This is a genomic window from Staphylococcus sp. HMSC062H10, from assembly GCF_001836945.1.
GTDB classification, from domain to species: domain Bacteria; phylum Bacillota; class Bacilli; order Staphylococcales; family Staphylococcaceae; genus Staphylococcus; species Staphylococcus aureus.
The window spans coordinates 349,296-368,464 of the sequence record NZ_KV830972.1; the positions used below are offsets into that span (position 1 = coordinate 349,296).

At 31.0% G+C, this 19,169-nt stretch carries 16 protein-coding genes and 2 pseudogenes; 2 read left to right on the forward strand and 16 right to left on the reverse strand.

Translation table 11 applies throughout. The annotated features are described in order from the left end of the window. The first annotated feature begins 4 nt into the window (after positions 1-4). Positions 5-634 carry a 5-bromo-4-chloroindolyl phosphate hydrolysis family protein gene (locus tag HMPREF2658_RS04385; RefSeq protein ID WP_001796534.1) on the forward strand — a complete coding sequence of 210 codons (630 nt, stop codon included), beginning with the start codon at positions 5-7 and terminating at the stop codon, positions 632-634. Positions 635-665: 31 nt separating this feature from the next. Beyond that, positions 666-1,802 (forward strand): toxic anion resistance protein, encoded by a 1,137-nt coding sequence (locus tag HMPREF2658_RS04390; RefSeq protein ID WP_000138414.1) that lies wholly within the window; start codon positions 666-668, stop codon positions 1,800-1,802. 65 nt (positions 1,803-1,867) lie between these two features. Here HMPREF2658_RS04390 and brnQ read toward each other — a convergent pair whose 3' ends face one another. From brnQ to HMPREF2658_RS04470, 16 genes and pseudogenes are all read right to left on the reverse strand, one after another. After that, on the reverse strand, positions 1,868-3,211 hold the full coding sequence (gene brnQ, locus HMPREF2658_RS04395; protein ID WP_001039275.1) for a branched-chain amino acid-like transporter carrier protein BrnQ3: 1,344 nt from the start codon (positions 3,209-3,211) through the stop codon (positions 1,868-1,870). A 224-nt stretch (positions 3,212-3,435) separates the two neighbouring features. After that, positions 3,436-5,322 carry a nitric oxide reductase activation protein NorD gene (locus tag HMPREF2658_RS04400; protein WP_001283688.1) on the reverse strand — a complete coding sequence of 629 codons (1,887 nt, stop codon included), beginning with the start codon at positions 5,320-5,322 and terminating at the stop codon, positions 3,436-3,438. 13 nt (positions 5,323-5,335) lie between these two features. Beyond that, entirely contained in the window at positions 5,336-6,127 is a 792-nt protein-coding gene (locus HMPREF2658_RS04405; protein ID WP_001185421.1) for an ATP-binding protein, read from the reverse strand. A 180-nt stretch (positions 6,128-6,307) separates the two neighbouring features. Further along, entirely contained in the window at positions 6,308-6,511 is a 204-nt protein-coding gene (locus tag HMPREF2658_RS04410) for a DUF6501 family protein (RefSeq protein WP_070854214.1), read from the reverse strand. A gap of 27 nt (positions 6,512-6,538) precedes the next feature. Further along, positions 6,539-7,348 (reverse strand): VOC family protein, encoded by an 810-nt coding sequence (locus tag HMPREF2658_RS04415; protein ID WP_000334505.1) that lies wholly within the window; start codon positions 7,346-7,348, stop codon positions 6,539-6,541. Between the two features lie 435 nt (positions 7,349-7,783). Beyond that, on the reverse strand, positions 7,784-8,023 hold the full coding sequence (locus tag HMPREF2658_RS04420) for a hypothetical protein (RefSeq protein WP_001622352.1): 240 nt from the start codon (positions 8,021-8,023) through the stop codon (positions 7,784-7,786). A 308-nt stretch (positions 8,024-8,331) separates the two neighbouring features. Further along, a complete protein-coding gene (locus HMPREF2658_RS04425) occupies positions 8,332-9,138 on the reverse strand; it encodes a DUF5677 domain-containing protein (protein WP_256337730.1) in 807 nt (268 codons plus the stop codon). Between the two features lie 291 nt (positions 9,139-9,429). Continuing rightward, entirely contained in the window at positions 9,430-10,701 is a 1,272-nt protein-coding gene (gene sucB / locus HMPREF2658_RS04430) for a dihydrolipoyllysine-residue succinyltransferase (RefSeq protein ID WP_001115447.1), read from the reverse strand. A 13-nt stretch (positions 10,702-10,714) separates the two neighbouring features. Beyond that, positions 10,715-13,513, reverse strand: a complete 2,799-nt coding sequence (locus tag HMPREF2658_RS04435) for a 2-oxoglutarate dehydrogenase E1 component (RefSeq protein ID WP_000180659.1) — start codon at positions 13,511-13,513, stop codon at positions 10,715-10,717. Positions 13,514-13,796: 283 nt separating this feature from the next. Next, positions 13,797-15,152 (reverse strand): sensor histidine kinase ArlS, encoded by a 1,356-nt coding sequence (arlS, locus tag HMPREF2658_RS04440; protein ID WP_000166793.1) that lies wholly within the window; start codon positions 15,150-15,152, stop codon positions 13,797-13,799. Next, entirely contained in the window at positions 15,149-15,808 is a 660-nt protein-coding gene (gene arlR / locus HMPREF2658_RS04445) for a response regulator transcription factor ArlR (protein ID WP_000192137.1), read from the reverse strand. Before arlR ends, arlS begins: the two co-directional genes overlap by 4 nt. Positions 15,809-16,069: 261 nt before the next feature. Then, a pseudogene (locus HMPREF2658_RS04450) lies at positions 16,070-16,175 on the reverse strand (hypothetical protein). 102 nt (positions 16,176-16,277) lie between these two features. Further along, a pseudogene (locus tag HMPREF2658_RS04455) lies at positions 16,278-16,478 on the reverse strand (hypothetical protein). 116 nt (positions 16,479-16,594) lie between these two features. Further along, a complete protein-coding gene (locus tag HMPREF2658_RS04460; RefSeq protein ID WP_000084773.1) occupies positions 16,595-17,209 on the reverse strand; it encodes a phosphatase PAP2 family protein in 615 nt (204 codons plus the stop codon). A 16-nt stretch (positions 17,210-17,225) separates the two neighbouring features. Next, positions 17,226-18,296 carry an undecaprenyldiphospho-muramoylpentapeptide beta-N-acetylglucosaminyltransferase gene (locus tag HMPREF2658_RS04465; protein WP_000160907.1) on the reverse strand — a complete coding sequence of 357 codons (1,071 nt, stop codon included), beginning with the start codon at positions 18,294-18,296 and terminating at the stop codon, positions 17,226-17,228. 11 nt (positions 18,297-18,307) lie between these two features. Beyond that, positions 18,308-18,817 (reverse strand): GNAT family N-acetyltransferase, encoded by a 510-nt coding sequence (locus HMPREF2658_RS04470; protein WP_000620198.1) that lies wholly within the window; start codon positions 18,815-18,817, stop codon positions 18,308-18,310. Positions 18,818-19,169 lie beyond the last annotated feature (352 nt).

Genomic DNA, 19,169 nt, shown 5'->3' on the forward strand with positions numbered 1-19,169 from the left:
GAAGATGACAGTGAGATATAATATTTCTCATATATTTGGGGTGTTAGTGGGAATTCCTGTAGCGTTTTTAACAAGCATATTTGGGATGATTGCACTTGATGTATCTTTTTTAATTGATATGTCTATTGGTATTGTTGGCTTTTTAATGACATACCTACCGATACAAAAACTCACTTCACGCAAATATTTAAACGAAATTGGTTTGACTAGAAAAGACTATCGCTATATTCGAAATCAGTTAAATCATACACACCAAAAACTTAGAGGTATTTTAAAAACGTATGTCAATATAAGATCAATTAAAGATTTTAGGCATATTAATGATATATACCAAATTTCACGTTCTATTTATACGACAGTTAGACAGAGACCTGCATCATTTTATAAAGTTGAAGGGTTTTTTTATTCTCATATTGATAATGCTTTAAATTTGGTTGATGCATATACACGTCTAGCAAAAATGCCCAAAAAATCAATTAATGAACAGCAAAAATTAGAACAAACACGAATTACTTTGGATGAGGTCAAACGAACATTAATCGCTGATTTAAAGCGTCTCAACGAAGATGATTATGAACGTTTAGATATTGAAATGGAATTAAATAAGTTACATCAAAAGCATCATCAAGATTGATGTAAAATAGCAACTATTGGAGAGATGATTGATGACTGAAAATAAAAGTTTCAAAGAAAGCCATCCACTAGATGATTTTATAAGCGATAAAGAATTATCGAATACTACTATCCAAAAAGAAAAGTTAACAATTGAACAACAAAAGCAGGTAGACACAATCAGTAAACAAATTAACCCTTTAGACAATGAAGGTTTATTAGCGTTTGGTTCTGATTTACAGAAACAAATGTCTCAATTTTCACATCAAATGTTGGATGAAGTACAAAGTAAAGATGTTGGTCCTATTGGAGATACTTTGTCAGATCTCATGTCAAAACTAAAGTCAGTTAATCCAAATGAGTTAAATACTGATAAACCATCTATGTTAAAAAGAATTTTTAGCAGAGCAAAGTCGTCTATCAATGAAATCTTTTCAAGAATGCAATCAGTTAGTGCTCAAGTCGATCGCATAACGATTCAACTGCAGAAACATCAAACACATTTAACAAGAGATATTGAATTATTAGATACGCTATATGATAAAAACAAACAATACTTTGATGACTTATCATTGCATATCATTGCTGCACAGCAAAAAAAGTTGCAATTAGAAAATGAAAAGCTACCACAATTGCAACAGCAAGCGCAGCAATCCACTAATCAAATGGATATTCAACAAGTTGCAGATATGCAGCAATTTATAGATAGACTAGATAAACGCATATATGACTTACAGCTTTCAAGACAAATAGCTTTGCAAACTGCGCCACAAATTCGTATGATTCAAAATGTTAATCAAGCACTTGCTGAGAAGATACAAAGTTCAATTTTGACAAGTATTCCACTATGGAAAAATCAAATGGCCATTGCGCTTACATTAATGAGACAGCGTAATGCAGTTGCTGCACAACGAGCTGTCACTGATACAACTAATGAATTATTAACAGCAAATGCTGAAATGTTGAAACAAAATGCAATTAAAACTGCAACAGAAAATGAGCGTGGCATTGTTGACCTTGATACATTGAAACGTACACAGCGTAACATTATTGAGACAATTGAAGAAACATTAATTATTCAACAACACGGTCGCGAAGAACGACAATTAGCTGAAAAAGAATTACAACAATTAGAACAAGATTTAAAGTCACATTTAGTGAATATCAAAGGACCGAATAAACAATCATAAATTACGAATTAGATATAACAAAAAGGAAGCATCCTACGATTAAATTGGAGATGCTTCCTTTTTTGTTATTCCTGTTGATATTTAATTGGATCTTGTTTTACAAATATGCCGACTAGATAGCCTAATATCGTTGCAATAATTGCTACTGGGAACCACTCTAAAGAATACGCTCTTAGAGGCAATGATTCTATAAAGTTAATTTTCAGCCAACCTAACTTACTAATAACACTGAAAATTGACAATATAAATACGATAATAACTGGAATTTGTTGTGAAATGCGTTTTGTCGGTATGAATTTGGCAATTAAAATTAATAATACAACAGTTATTGCTACTGGGTATACAATACTTAATACCGGAATTGACATTGAGATAACAGCATTTAAACCTTGGTTAGCAATAATAAAACTCATTAAAATGAAAACTAATACAAATGCTTTGTATGATACTTTAGGTACGATTCTATGGAAATATTCAGAAACTGCAACAATAAGCCCACATGCTGTAGTTAGACATGCCAGCGCTACAATGATGCCCAATAAATACTTTCCGAATGAACCAAATCCTGTTGAAGCCATTGTCGTTAATAAATATGTCCCAATGTTTCGATCTTTGGATTTCAATTGATCTAACGTCATGTCACTTACTGGCATATGATTACCAATATAACCTAATGAAATATATATGAAAATTAAAGCAACAGCTGCAATTAAACCAGCAGTCAAAGTTTGTTTGAATATTTGATTTGTTTTAGTAATACCTGTTAGTTTTACTGCATTAACAACAATCATTGAAAAAGCAATTGCTGCAATGGCATCCATTGTTAAATAGCCTTGTGTAAAGCCTTCAGCAAAACTTGAAAAATTAGAATGATATAGTGCTTCATTGCCCTTTCCAGCACTATTACCGCTAAAGTCTAAGTATCCTTTAATAATCATCGCTAAAATAGTAATCAATAATAATGGTGTTAATAATGAACCAATACGATCGATTAACTTAGATGGATTTAAACAAATATACAAAACGACTATGAAGTAGATAATCGTAAATATAAATAAAGCGATACTACTATTGCTATGTATAATTGGTGTAATTGTCATTTCAAAAGATGTAGATGCAGTTCTAGGTATTGCGAAAAGTGGCCCTATAGTCAAATAAATGATGATTAAGAACAATATTGAAAATTTAGGTGAAATTTTATTTAATGCGCCAATATATCCTTCTTTATCAAGTGCACCTACAATCACACCTAATAATGGTAAACCAATCCCAGTTAGAACAAACGCTAAAATGGCGGGCCAGAAAAATTGACCACTATCCAATCCGAGATTAGGAGGAAAAATTAGATTGCCTGCGCCAAAAAACATAGCGAAGAGCGTAAACCCAATGACCCATGTATTTTTATTCATAGAGTTACTCCTTTTTTTAAAACACGAAATAATTTACAAGTAAATATTTTAGCACAAAAAATAATAAAGAGTCTATATGAAATATGTTGTACATAGCAGAAACAAAACACATGTGTTGTTTAAATCAAATTATGCCAGAAAATAAAAATCTTCAAATTCACTTTTTAAATAGTAACTGATGACTTTTATTCACAATTTCATATAAACTCTTATTTTAAACTGATTTATAAAGATTTAAGTAGTAATTTTTTTAATAATGGAGAGAGATGTCCAGGTAAATGCGCAACACCTTCAACGAAAATGGCATATTGACCATAAATATTATGAATTGTTTGTTCAACATCTTCAGTTATTGGATCTTGACTTAAAAATACATTAAATACTTCAATGCCAAATTTACGTGACATTTCTACAGCTTCATACGTATCAATAATACCATCTTGACTATAATTAAATGCAGACGGTTCGCCGTCAGAAAATACGATTAAAAATCGTTGATGTTGATTTCGACGCATTAATCGTTCACTTGCAACTCTAATAGCAACACCATCACGATTATCATCTTGAGGTTCAAGTGCCATAATACGTGGGCCATCTTTTTCAAAGGTTGAGTAATCATAGTTAATAATTTCATTAATGATATTTGGTTGTGCATGCTCGTCTGAATCAAAGGCATCCTCACTGAATGATAAAATTTCATGTTTAATGTTCAATGCTTTTAACGTCTCGTGGAATAACACTACACCTTTCTTCGTTTCAGCCATTTTATCATGCATACTTGCTGACGCATCAATTAACAATGTAAACGTCGCATCAAATGATTTACTTAAATCTTGTTTTTTGTAAAACAATTTATACTGATCGTCGATAAACCAATTAATTAAATCCTTTTGTAATCGCCCTTTTGTTAAATTAAAACGTGCATCTCGTTGTTCTCGTTCAATCGTTTTCTTTATAATTTGAATTAAGTCTTTGATTTCATATTGTACGTCTTGTTTCGATTCTTGATATTCTAAAACATATTGTGGTTCAATTTCAGGAATTTGCCATTTTATTTCTACATTTTTGTTCACACCATCAAGTTGAAATGCCTGGCTTTGACCAACAGCATCGCCTTCTTCACGATTTAGCGTATCGTTTGATCCTTTGCCCTTTTTGGTCATCATATCAGTCATATCGTCTGTAGCATCGCCTTCACGTGCTTCATCATTACCTAATGTTTCACTATTTTGTCCTTCGTGAAGCTCCATTTCTAAATAGGCGCCACCTTTTGACTCACTATCTGCAGATTTAGAGTCAGCTTTTTCACTTTCGTTTTCATCATCTTCTGAAGTATCATCTTGCCCATCGACTTGACTTGCATCAGTTCTCTTTAAATCTTCAAAATCTGGACTAGCTAATGTATTATATAGTGTTTTAGGTAAGTAATAATATTCGTTTAGCATATCTTCTTTTAAAATATCATCTACTTGATACATAATTCTTTGAGCCAGATACATATTATCTTCAGAATTTTGATTTTGGAAAAAATTAGGTAAATATAAGAACATATTAACTAAAATATCATCTAAATCTGAATGTATAGATGGTATATCAAAGAAATCTTGACTTAAAAATGCATGTTCTAAATACAAAAATAATAAATCTGTATATTGTGTTTTAGTACGATACACTTTAATTTGAGATTCCGTATATGATATCCGTGTATCTAAGCGAAGATCAATTAATTTAGCAGTACTTGGGCGCTTAACTTTAATAGAATTTAATACGCGCATATCTTCTAATAATTTAAAAAGTTGTTGATAAAATTTAGGGTGTTTAAAGGTTTTATCTTGTACTACTTCATTTACAATTTGTACATCCATCATATGATAACCGTAAGCAGCTAACATAACATCTGTTTTTAAACCAGCCATTTCGATATGGCTTGGTCGATGTGACCAAAACCAACTCGTAATCAAAACATTTTGAACAGGATTATAGTAAGGGAATTTTTGGATTTTAACTTGTGTTTGTTCATTTTTTAATAAGAGTCGAGCTAAGTCTTGCAACATCATTACTTGCTTGGCATCTAACTGTTCGTCGTTAAATTTTATGAAACGATCACTCATGTTTTATCCCTCTTTAAAAGTTTAGTTCTACAGCATTATATATTGCTTGTTGTTCACGTTCATCTTCCAATTTATCAATAATTGTACGTTTAATTGCACGTTCAACTGGCATTACAGTGATTAAATCACACAAGTCTAATAATGCACGGATACTAGCGGCTTCTTCAGAAATTTGTCCCTGCTTAGACATAGTACGTAAATCTTCGTTAAACTTAATAATTTGTTCGATTTGTTTATCATCTTGTAATAAACTTTGCTCTTTAATCACATTTTTTAAAATGTCCCCGTCAATATAGTCAACGTGAATAACAACAAAGCGATTTTTTAGTGCTTCATTCATTGGCAATGTACCAACATAACCTTCATTTATCGCTGCTATAACGTTAAATCCTGGTACAGCTTTGATTACTTCGCCAGTGTAAGGATTCGTAATTTGACGACGATAATCTAAGACACCATTTAATACAGGCAATGTTTCAGGTTTAGCCATATTTATTTCATCAATATATAAAATATGGCCCTCTTTCATAGCTTTAATAACTGGGCCATCTACAAAGACAATTTCTTGTTGTCCTTCCGCATTTGTTTTAATTGTTTTAAAGCCTAATAAGCTTTCTGTATCTAAATCAACAGAACAGTTGACTTGATGCATGGGTGTATCAACAACTTCACTTAATGTTTCTGCCAACTTCGTTTTCCCTGAACCTGTTGGACCTTTAAGTAAAATATTTTTATTTAAATCGAATAATGCCTTCGCATCATTGAAAACTGTTGAATCTGAATTCTTATAATGTTTTAGTGCCATTTTAAAACGTTCTCCTTTAAATAAATTAAAAAACTAAGACATGGAAAAAGTTCTCCAAATGCCTTAGTTTACTATTCTATTCTGATATAAAACGCAATGCTTAGTATGCGAATTGTTTATATTTTACCAAATTTACTAATTGAAAATCTCATATTAGGATTCATTTCAATAATTATGCGTTTAAACTTCTTTGAAATATGTTTTATAGTAACCGCCAACTAATCCAGAATTGTCGATAATTTGATAATATTCTTCTGTTTCATTGATAACGTCATATTGATTGCCAACCGTTAACATGTCAGAAACTGTAAATTTCTTCGCATCTGTATTAATCACTTCGACTTTCTTGATTGGCGTATGTTCTTTCCAAGTTTCATGTAACATATAATTCTTCCTCACTATCGTAAATAATTATTTTTGTAAAGTGAATATAAAAGATAATCCACTGTTTTCAGTAATTCTAATTGATTCAATATCGTCTTGTTCAAGTGTTTGATATGGTATTTCCACTTCATCTAAGCGCGATTTCGCTTGATTAAAGAAATCTACATCTTTCGTTTCAAACTCAACTTGATCGACTGCGCCATATTCCGGCATTGTCATTTCGGTTTCTACAGGCATTAAATGTATTTCGCCACCTAGACCACCCGTTCCAATTTTGAATACTTGGACATGATAGTCAGCATTGTCGAAGGGTTGGTATTCTGCAAATATTTCAAGTCCGAATATGTTTGTTAAAATTTGACCTGTAATATCTACATGATTCACTTTAAGAATCACTGGCCCTAAACCTTGAACTTGATGTAACGGATTGACCGCACTTTCGAAAGAAGGCATACCTAAACCAACACCATAATTATTCTCGTTTGAATATATTGAGAAAATATGACCATTGTTATCTTCGAGACTGAAATATTTATTGCCATTTAATTCTTTAACTGTTGTAAATGGAATATCCTTACTCGATAATATTTCCGCATACTCCTCTAAACCTGAGTCGGTTGGTGTACGTAATCCAATACCCACAAAGTGAGATTCTTCTAATTGCTCACTTGGAACTTGTATAAATTGAAGTCTTGTTCCTGGGCTTATATCTGCATCGCCGAAACGAATTGAGTTTTCAAGAAGTTCTTCACAATTTAATCCTAATATGTCAACCATGAAATGTTTTGTCTGTTCTATATTTGTTGTACCTAATGTTATACTTCTAAGTCCACACATTATAGCCACCTCTATCTTTATCTTTACTATTATATTATAACTTATTTTAATCATAAATTATAGAATATCGGCCAGTTGATTTTGATTATAGATTAATATGTGAAAAATGTATTTCTTTAAAAGAACTATTTCATTTAAATAGGTAACATAATATTGTTATGGTTGAATTTTGTGTTATATGCATTTGTCTATTAATATTTAAAACAATATGAATCTAAATTGTATAGTCAATCAACTAGGTTCTCATTTTCAGTTTATAATCGAACAAAACAATTTAAGTTAACTCAATAAACATAATTTCATGTTTATAAAGGTATTTAATTATATAATCATTTCTAGTTGTTTCAAAATACTGTATTAACATTTCAAATTCAAACCATACCTATGGTTAAAATTAAATTCATCATTTTCTTATTTTCTTTGAAGTTCATACTTTTATATTTCAGCAAACTTATCATCAAAATTTGTGACTATATAATTTTCTGCTATATAATACGCACGTCCAACACAAATATAAGGATTATTCACAAATAACGTTAAGTATTTTGTTTCTTTTAAAATTTCCTCACCTTTTTTAGTTGGTATATATACATATGACAAAGCTAAATTATTAAATATGAGATAATTATCATCTATGCGTTTAACAAGTTCTGGCTTAGTACCTGTTGTTGTCAACGCAATTTTCTTTGAAATCTGCTTTAACTCAGAGATTGTTTTTTATATGTTACCATTAAATTCATTAGTAGTTGTTAATAAGTTAGCATCAACCAAGATTTTCATCTAGTGCATAATTCTAACACCATTGTAATCAAGATAATTATTGGGTAATATTTCTTTAACTACAACCCTATATACATTTTTATGTAAAACTAATAAATCATATGAACTTACATTCATTAAACTTTTTCTCCTCATAATAATCTTAACTGTCAATAAATAATCAATCCATCTCATGATATTCGATATCCCCTAAATATAAACGTCTATGAATACCATTTTTGATTATAATATTTTTCAAATTCCGCCGAGTAATCTTCCCACAATTTTTTATCATTTAAAAATAAACTACTACATTTCAAGAACTCACTAACTATATAGTTTGTAAAAGAAGAAATTTCTATTTCACTCGTTAAAGGTTCTTCATTTAGTAGTTCTTCTATTTCTCCATTTCTAATAGCAATATTTTTACCAAAAAATCTTATAGTATCATTAATTATACTGTCAGTTGAATGCGCATCTTTACAAAAGTTTTTATAAATATGTTTATATTGATAATTCATATTCAAGTATTCTGATAATTCGTATAAATTTCCAGTTTTTGTACAATCATTAGATTTTTCCATATACCAAGCTTTTATGTCCTTGAATTTGTTTACTTTTATATTAGAATTTATAAAACTATCTACATATGACTTCTCAATATGCTTCTTTTCCATTTTTAACTTATTTAAAGTTTGTTCATCAAATGTACTGTCTTTTCCATTTGATATTAATAAATCGATTTTTTGATAATTTTTATATAAAAAATACCTTTTAGCCCTAATATTAGACTCTTCTTGATATTCCAAAATGTATTTTAATTGAAGTAATAATTCGTATGATTTTCTAACTAATGTCCGAGTACTGCTTATAGTTATACAATTATTTATATCTATATAGTTAAGATAAAATGAATGAACAATTTCGTAAACAGATAAAAAAAGATAATTTTCTTTAAACTCTTCTATGTCGTTGTCAGTAGTTAATTTTTTATTAATATGTCCCTCTATTAAATTAATTAATTTTATCAAATCGAAATTCTTAAAAAAAAGCTTTTCCAATATAAACAAGTCCTTTAATTTTATTTAATATTAACTAATACTCTCTTCTTAAAATCGTACACAAAATTCATTTAACATTGTTCAAATTAAAATATAATAGGCCAATTAAGACAGCTTCCTTGCTATACAAATAAATACAATACGAAGCATTGTGAAAATAAAGTACAGCAGTAAGTTATTTCGACTAGAAAATAATCTTACTGCTGTTTGTTATTGATTTGATCCCGTTTTTAGGAATCGTAAACTAATTTGTGTTGTGTATTAAGATTCTAATAATAAGTCTTCTGGGTTTTCAATTAATTCTTTAATTGTTTTTAAGAATCCAACTGCTTCTTTACCGTCAATAATTCTATGATCATAGCTTAATGCAATATACATCATTGGACGATTTTCGATTGTATCTTGATCAATCGCAATTGGTCTTGTAATAATTGAATGCATGCCTAAGATTGCAGCTTGATTACCATTGATAATTGGCGTACTCATCATTGATCCGAAAATACCGCCATTTGTAATCGTAAATGAACCATTAACCATATCATCTAAGCCAAGTTTTTTCTCTCGTGCTTTAACAGCTAAATTAGCAATTTCTGCTTCGATTTCTGCAAAATTCTTTTTATCACAATCTCTTACGAATGGTACTAATAGTCCATCATCTGTAGAAACAGCTACACCAATATCATAATATTGTTTCGTAATCATGTCGTCGCCGTCGATTTCTGCATTAACTTCTGGATACTTTTTCAAAGCTGCTACAGAAGCTTTAGTAAAGAATGACATAAATCCTAATTTAGTACCATCATGATCTTTCATAAATTGTTCTTTCTTACGTTTACGCAATTCCATAACATTTGTCATGTCAACTTCGTTAAATGTTGTTAGCATAGCTGTATTATTAGATACCTCTAATAATTTTTTAGCAGCTGTTTTCTTTCTGCGTGACATTTTTTCACGAATCACTGGTTTTGTAGGATATTGATTGTATTTTTTCTCTTCTTTTGCAGGTGCTTGTTGTGACGTTGGTGTTGATGCAGGCGCCTGTTGTTTCTTATCAATATCTTCTTTACGAACCACATCATTTGTTTTCGGACTTACTTCAGCAAGATTCACTCCGTTTTCACGAGCATAACGACGCGCAGAAGGTGTAGCATTAACACGCTGCTGATTGTCATCATTTGTTTGATTGACTTCAGCTTTATCTGCCGATTTATTTGTTGTTTCTTCTTTTTTATTATTTGTTGTTTCATCATTTTGTTGTGGAGTATTGTCGTTACTATTTTCTTTAGAAGCATTGCCACTACCTTCGCCGATGACAGCAATTGCTTGTCCAACTTCTACAGTGTCGCCTTCACTTGCAAGTTGTTCAGATAATACACCTGCTTCTTCAGATACAACTTCGACATTAACTTTATCAGTTTCTAATTCAAGAATAGCTTCACCTTTTTCTACGCTATCCCCTACGTTTTTCAACCATTCTGCAATGGTACCTTCTGTAATAGATTCTGCTAATTCTGGAACTTTAACCTCTGGCATGACTTATTTCCCCCTAGTTATTTTTTAATGCATTTTCTATAATTTTATTTTGAACAAGTTTATGAATTTCTCCATCGCCTTCAGCTGGAGCAGCCCTTTGAATTCTGCCATGATAACTTAAATCATATTTATCTGCAACTAGCACTTTAACATATGGATAAACATATAACCATGCACCTTGGTTTTTAGGTTCTTCTTGTACCCATGACACTTCTTCAAGGTTTGGCAATTGTGCTAGTAATGCTTCAATCTCTTCCTCTGGGAATGGATACAATCTTTCAATCGCAACGAGTAATACTGATTCGTCTGGATTTTTGGCTAATGCTTCTTTTAAATCAATGAACATTTTACCAGTTGCCAAAATAACTTTTGTAACTTTATCCGCTTGATATGACTCTGTCAAAATTGGCTCAAATCCACCAGAAGTAAATTCATCAATTGGTTTTGCAACTGTTTTATTTCTCAGTAAGCTTTTTGGTGACATAACAACCAATGGTCGCATTTGTTCAGAATCTAAACTAGCTGCTTGTGCACGCAATAAGTGGAAATAATTACTTGAACTAGATAAGTTGACAACTGTGCAATTATTTTCAGCAGCTAATTGTAAAAATCTCTCTAATCTTGCTGAAGAATGTTCAGGCCCTTGACCCTCATATGCATGAGGTAAGAATAATGTTAATCCTGAACGTTCTCCCCATTTTGAGCGAGAACTGAATAAGAAGTTGTCAAAAATCATTTGTGACATATTTGCAAAATCACCATATTGCGCTTCCCAAATATTGAAGCTTTTTTTGTTTTCCACATTATAGCCGTATTCAAAACCTACTACTGCTGCTTCTGAAAGCGGAGAATTGTGTATATCAAATGTCGCTTTTTGATCAGGAACATGATGTAAAGGTGTATATGTTTCACCTGTTTGTTCATCATGTAACACGGCATGCCTATGACTGAATGTACCACGTTCACTATCTTGACCAGTTAAGCGAATCGGTGTACCATCTTGTAAAATTGTCGCAAATGCAAGTTGTTCTGCTTGTGCCCAATCAACTAAACCATCTTCTTTATTAAATGGCTCATGACGCTTCTCAAGAACTTTGTTTAACTTTTTCAAAATGTTAAAGCCATCCGGATATGTTAACAATGCATCATTTATTTCTTTCAAATGATCAAACGTAAATGATTGTTCGTCTGCTTGTAACGGTAATGCAAGTTCTGCAGGTTTTTCCATATCTGGATTATCCATTTTATCAGCTTTATTAATTTTATCATGTGCTTGTCTTAGTTCCTTTTGGACTTGTTCTATAAATGAATGCATTTCATCTTCTGAAATGATACCTTCATTAACAAGCTTTTTACCAAACACATATTCAACAGAGTCATGTTTGCGAATATTCTGATAAGGAACTGGATTAGTAATTGATGGTTCATCCATTTCGTTATGTCCGAAACGACGATAACCTACTAAATCAATAACGACGTCTTTATGAAACTCTTTTCTAAATTCCATTGCAATATCAATTGCTTCAATAGTAGCTTCAACGTCATCTGCATTGACATGGAATATTGGCACATCATAACCTTTAGCCACATCTGTAGAATAAGTTGTTGAACGTGCATCAATTGGTTCTGTAGTAAATCCAATTCTATTGTTAGTAATAATATGCAATGAACCACCCGTAGAATAGCCTTTCAAGTTTCCTAAGTTCATTGTTTCGAAGTTAATTCCTTGACCAGGATAAGCAGCATCGCCATGTATAATAATTGGCATTGCTTTATGGTGATCAGTCGTCGGAGCGCCAGCACGTTGTGTATCATCTTGTGCTGCTCTCGTACGCCCTTCAACAACAGGTGCAACAATTTCCAAGTGACTTGGATTGTTAGCCAGTGCAATACGCTGCATTGTACCGTATGAATCAGTAGTTTTAATGCCACCAAGGTGATATTTCACATCACCAGTCCATCCAGCAGTTAATTGCAAGCTACCATCTTCAGGTAAGAATTTCATTGGATCTGTATGCATAAATTCTGAAATCATCATTTCGTACGGTTTTTCTAAGACATGCGTTAAAACGTTTAAACGTCCACGGTGAGCCATGCCTATTTGTATATTTTTAATACCTTCTTTCGCAGCAATCGTAATAGTACGTTGTAACATCGGTACAAGTGCGTCTACCCCTTCAATTGAAAAACGCTTAGCACCAACGAAGTTTTTATGAAGATATTTTTCAAACCCTTCAACATACGCTAATTGTTTGAATAGTGCCCTTTTTTCGTTATTATTTAACGTTACTTTATATGGCGTTTCAATTCTTCTTTTTAACCAACCACGTTCGGTATTGTTATTAATATGTGTATACTCAAATGCAATTGGTCCTTTGTAACGTTTTTCCATTCTTAAAATTGCTTCATAAGCATTATCATAAATGTCGGCAAAGTGATCTGAAACAATTCCTGCTGATATACCTTCCAAAGTCTGTTGATCTAAATCAAAGTCTTCAATCTCTAATTTAGGTACATGTTTCCTTTTCGGAGGATTTACAGGATAAATATCGGCTTTAAGATGCCCGTATTGGCGAATATTATCAATTAAACGCATGACACGCTTAATTGTGCCGTCACTATTTTGACTACTTGTACTTTTTAAAGCTGGTACAATTGAGTCATCATTCTTAATTGTGCTGAATAAGACTTGTAAATCTTCTGGTACAGACGATGGATCTTGTAAAAAGTCATCATATAGATCTAACATTAGACCTAAATTCGCACCGAAGTTTACAGGAGCCTCTGAAACTTCTTTTCTTTCGTTAGTCATTTTACACCCTCCACAAAAATGTTGAAACGCTTACAATGTAATAATATCACTATTTAGTTATTTGTTAAAGTAGATTTACCTATTTATCTGCTAAAAAGAAGAATCAACAAAAGCGTTGATTCTTCTAGGTTTATAGATGTATTTTATTGTAAATTTTGGGAGTACAACAGAAATGATAAAGAACCCCTGATTATTTGTTTTATAGTCGTTCATATACATTAGTCACAGCTAATGTGTGCTTAAAAAATTGATTCTATGACTTTGATTGACGTCTTAAACATGATTAAAATATGATTTTAAACGTTGTTCCTTTGTTAATTTCACTTTTAATTTTAATCGATCCACCGTTTAATTGAATGATTTTTTGCGCAATAGATAATCCGAGTCCATTACCGCCTTGACTTCTTGAACGAGATTTATCCACTCGATAAAAGCGATCAAAAATGAAATCTTGATCTTCCTCTGGAATACCAATTCCATGATCTGTAATTTCAATTATTTTTTGCTTATTTTTTAACCTTGTCTTAACTTTAATTTTCTTATTCTTCACATCATATTTGATTGCATTATCAATAAAGATTAAAAATAATTGTTCGAATTGATGAGGTTTCATTTTAATTTCTAGATTTTTAGATGTCAGATCCGTATCAAATTGATAATCTGGATGCAATTGTTTTAATGAGTGTATTCGCGAGCGAATTTCATCATTAATATGCACGGTCTGCGCTTCAGAAGAAATGTCATTTACATCTCCTTTAGTCAATTCAAGTAATTCTTCGACTAATTTTATGATACGATTCATTTCTTCAATAGAAATATTTAACGATTCTTCTAATACTGCTGGGTCTTTTTTTCCCCATCGCTGAATCAAATTTAAATGACCTTGAATAATTTGTAATGGTGTTCGTAATTCATGTGACGCATCTTCAACAAATTGTCTTTGTTGATTAAATGATTCTTCAATTTGACTCATCATCTCATTAAACGTATTTGCTAAATTATCTATTTCTTCATAATTTGTATTTAATTGCAATTTATTTTGAAAACCATCTCGTCGAATCTCAATCATTTTATTTGATAAACTGACAAGCGGTTTAGTAATTTGAGTTGAAAATACATAACTGATTGTAGCAGTTATAATTGTTGCAATCACTCCAAATGCAAGCGCAATGATATACAATGATTTTACGATGTTATCATAATTTTCTAGTGAATGAATTAACAAGCTATACCCTTTGAAATCTTGCGTTGTGATTGGTTCTTTAATAATTAAATAATCAATGCCTTTATAACGTTTTTTTATTACGCGGTCAAAATACCGGTGTTCATAACCTGGTTCAACTCTCACTGTGTTATCATTCGATGTCTCAAATAATTTATTATTATGCTCATCATAAATAATAATCTCTTGAAAATTACCTAAAGATGCATTCAAGTCTAATGCAGATATATCTTTAACAGGCTTAGAATGAAATAAATTATTAATATCGCTTGAGCTTCTTTCTGCATCATCAAGCTCACTATTATGCAGTGTATCTTTCAAGAAAAAGATAATAATTAAGCAAAACAAAAATATCGTGACAAACGTAATCATCGTGGTAACAATAATCCAGTTATTGCGCAATTTACGTTTTGTCATCGTATCACATACCCAACGCCACGAACTGTTTCAATCATTTTGTCACGATCGTATGGTTTTAATTTGTTTCGTAAATATCTTATATAAACATCTACGACATTTGTTTCTACTTCACTATTATAACCCCATACATGATTTAAAATTTGTTCACGTTGCATAACATGGTTTTTATTTTCAGCTAGAAGATATAGTAAATCATACTCTGTTTTTGTTAATTCAATTTCTGCGCCATTTACCGTCACTTTAAAAGCATTCTTATCAATTGTAATACCGTTGACATCGATAATATCTTTTTGTGGCTGACGACGTAAAATAGCACGAATTCTTGCTAAAAGTTCTTCAATATCAAATGGCTTAACTATATAATCGTCTGCACCGTAATCAAGCCCAGCAACTTTGTCATACGTATCACTTTTCGCTGTAATTATAATGATAGGTGTAGATTGCTGTTGTCTAATTTTGCGACAAATTTCTAAGCCATTAATTGACGGCAACATTAAATCTAATATGATTAAATCATAGTAATGGCTAAGCGCTTTATCTAAACCGTCTTGTCCATCATACTCTGTGTCCACATTGTAATTTTCATGTGTGAGTTCCAATTCAAGAAATCTTGCTAAGTTTTGTTCATCTTCTACTATTAAAATTTGCGTCATTTGTACACCTCATATTACGACTTTTTCTAATAAGGTAATATATTTTAAATTTTGTATTTTTCTATACAATAGTTGCTTTTTAAATTAGTTTGTTTACGTTTAAATTTTATCACAAATCAATAACCATGTTTTAAATTTTTCAAGCTACAATCATTAATTATTTATTAACTCAAATATTTAATAATCAGTTAATGGAATTCTGTTAATTCTGATTGCAGTACTTAAATATAGAATACTTTAACACAAGGCCTTACCGCAATATCAATTGTTGTCGTATACTGACTTTTATTAATGTAAAATGAATAGTTATTATCTTTATTTTCACAAAATGACCGTAGTTTAAACATTTATCACACATCATTTCAATGTGCTATTTTGAACTTGCAAGTAACATTTCATAATGTATGAATTCAAAAGAAGTATGTAACAATATAATTTTTAAGCCTCATCACTTTTAAATATTCTAATTCTAATGAGAAATACAAATTTTTTTATTTTCAAAAATAGCGTAATCATGCGTTTTATTTACTATTCTTAAAAATTATTCAAAAAAAGTTTTAGTTTCTAATTGACAATGATTCTCACTAATGTATAATAGTAGTTGAAAATGATTATCAATACCACATAGAACATCCCCCCCACAACGTTTCGTTCTTGTTGGATTGGTCATTTTCAAATATTCCCCTTTTATATGCCCGTAAAAGACAATATACGTTATAACAACGTTTTATAAAAGCAGTAAACCCTTACGACACTTTAGGTTTACTGCTTTTGTTTTTTTACTATTTAATTGATTAATTTATTTCTAAGTAATAACGTTGATAAAATAATGCAAAATACGCCACCAATAATGCCGGCAATAATATCTGTTGGATAATGTACACCTAGATATACACGTGATATGGAAATCAATAAAATCATAGCTGCACATAACCCTATAAGAATACCTTTTGAATTACCTTGATTTAATCGATTTAATAAATAGATACCACTTCCAAAATATGCAGTTGATCCCATAGCATGACCGCTAGGAAAACTAAATCCTGTTATATCAATTAAACGCAGCAATGTAGGTCTTTCTCTATCGAATATATTTTTTAATGCTGGATTCAAAATTCCAGATAATGCCATTGTTAATGCAAAAAATAATGCTTCAATTTTGTGGCGCTTTAACATGAGATATGCCACAAGAAGTAATGAAATACATAACATTGCCCAGACTTCACCTACTTTAGTAGCCCCAAGCATGATAGATGTCGTAATAAAGCTCTCTGATGAATATATAAATTCATAAACTTCATTATCAATCCATTTCCCTAGTCTTGATTCGTGGAAAAACGCGATAATTCCAAAAACCAATGTAAAAACGATGAGCAAAGAGATACGTTTCCATTGACTCATAAAGCATTACCCCCCATTAATTCAATGCGTCTTTAATCATCTTATCAAATAAAGCTTCTTTCGTATAACTTTGTTCATACGATTTCATATTATTGATAATTCGAGTTCTTTCCTGTTCCATTTTATTTAGCTCTTGTAATAAAATTTGTGCTGTTAATTGTTCTTCATCAATCGTTTTAGCATAACCTTTATCAGCAAAATGATTTGCATTGTCAATTTGGTCGCCTCGGGATTGATCTAAACCTAATGGTACTAATAACATTGGTATACGTAATGTTAAGAACTCATAAATCGCATTTGACCCTGCTCTACTTATTACTGTGTCCGTAATTGCTAATAAATCTGTTAAATCCTCTTTAACAAATTCATATTGTATATATCCTGATTTTTTAACTTGAGCATCTTTTAATCCTTTACCAGTTAAATGTATCACTTGATATTGTTGTAATAATGCATCTAAGTTTTCGCGAATAATGCTATTTAATTTTTTACTTCCTAAGCTTCCACCCATAACGAGTAACACTTTTTTATTTTCATTAAAGCCTGTTAATTGATAACCATTATGTGCATTACCATTTTTTAAATCTTCTCGAATTGTTGCTCCAATAAAATCAGCTTTCTCTTTAGGTAGGTAGTTTAGCGTTTCTTCAAATGTTGTATATATTTTCTTGGCAAATTTAAGTGCTATCTTATTCGCTAGTCCTGGTGTTAAGTCAGATTCATGAATAATAGTTGGTATATTTAATGATTTGGCTGCAATAACAACAGGCACAGATACAAATCCACCTTTTGAAAATAATAGATCAGGTTTTTCTTTTTTCAAAACTTTACGAGCATCAAGAATACCTTTCAATACTTTAAATACGTCTTTGGCATTTTCTAAAGAAATATATCTTCTTAATTTACCACTCGAAATAGGATAATACTTAATTTCTGGTAGTTGTGATTCAATCATTTCTCTTTCAATACCATTTTTAGAACCAATATAAAGCGCTTCATAACCTTGTGATAATGCAGTTGGAATTAAACTTAAATTTACTGATACGTGTCCAACTGTTCCCCCTCCGGTAAATGCGATTTTCGTCATTAATATTACCTCTATTCTTTTAAATTTTTATAATATGCATAAAATGGTTCACCTTTATCATATGGCGGATATTCCATTAATTGTTCACCGACCTTATGAAATCCAAATTTGGCAAATAAACCTTGTGCAGGTTTGTTTAACGCAAAGGTGTCCGTTAAAATAACTTCTGCACCACGTGCTTTAACTAAATCAATAACATAATTGAATAATTCTGTAGCAGCTCCTTTATATTCTTTCGAACCAGTTAATCGATGAATAACAAAAGCGCCTTCTCTATTTACTGGCCAGTCAATGTCATCATACCATTCTGCTTGGTCTTGGTCGACAACAATAAAGCCATAAATTTTGTTATTTTCCTCTAATACGTACAAATAATCTTTAGCAATATCTTCTTCAAAATGTTCTAAAAGAGGGTACTGATCGTCCCATTGCTCGTTGTCGTGTTCTTTCATTAATTCTTTTGCTTCTTCTACTAGATTTAAGATTTGATCTAAATCTGACATTTTACCTAGACGGATCATGTACGTCACTCCTTATATCGTTATGTTAAACATGTTTTTCAGTACATGTTAATCTTACACACTATTAGCATGCTTTAAACCTTTATTATGAATGAAAAATAGTAATTATCACACTATGGGATAAAAATAACCAATAAAAGTATCATATACTAATTAATTGATTGTTAAAACTAGTGAATAATACTATTTAAAAAGTATATGCTCATAGTATATTAAAGCATGAATTATTAACAGCGATGATAGAAATTGCGTTATTTACATCATTATGTAAATGTCTAATTTATATCTTTTAGAGTTAGACGTCAATAAAAATAAACACGCCTCTTAAATTGCTTTCTTTGCAAATTTAAGA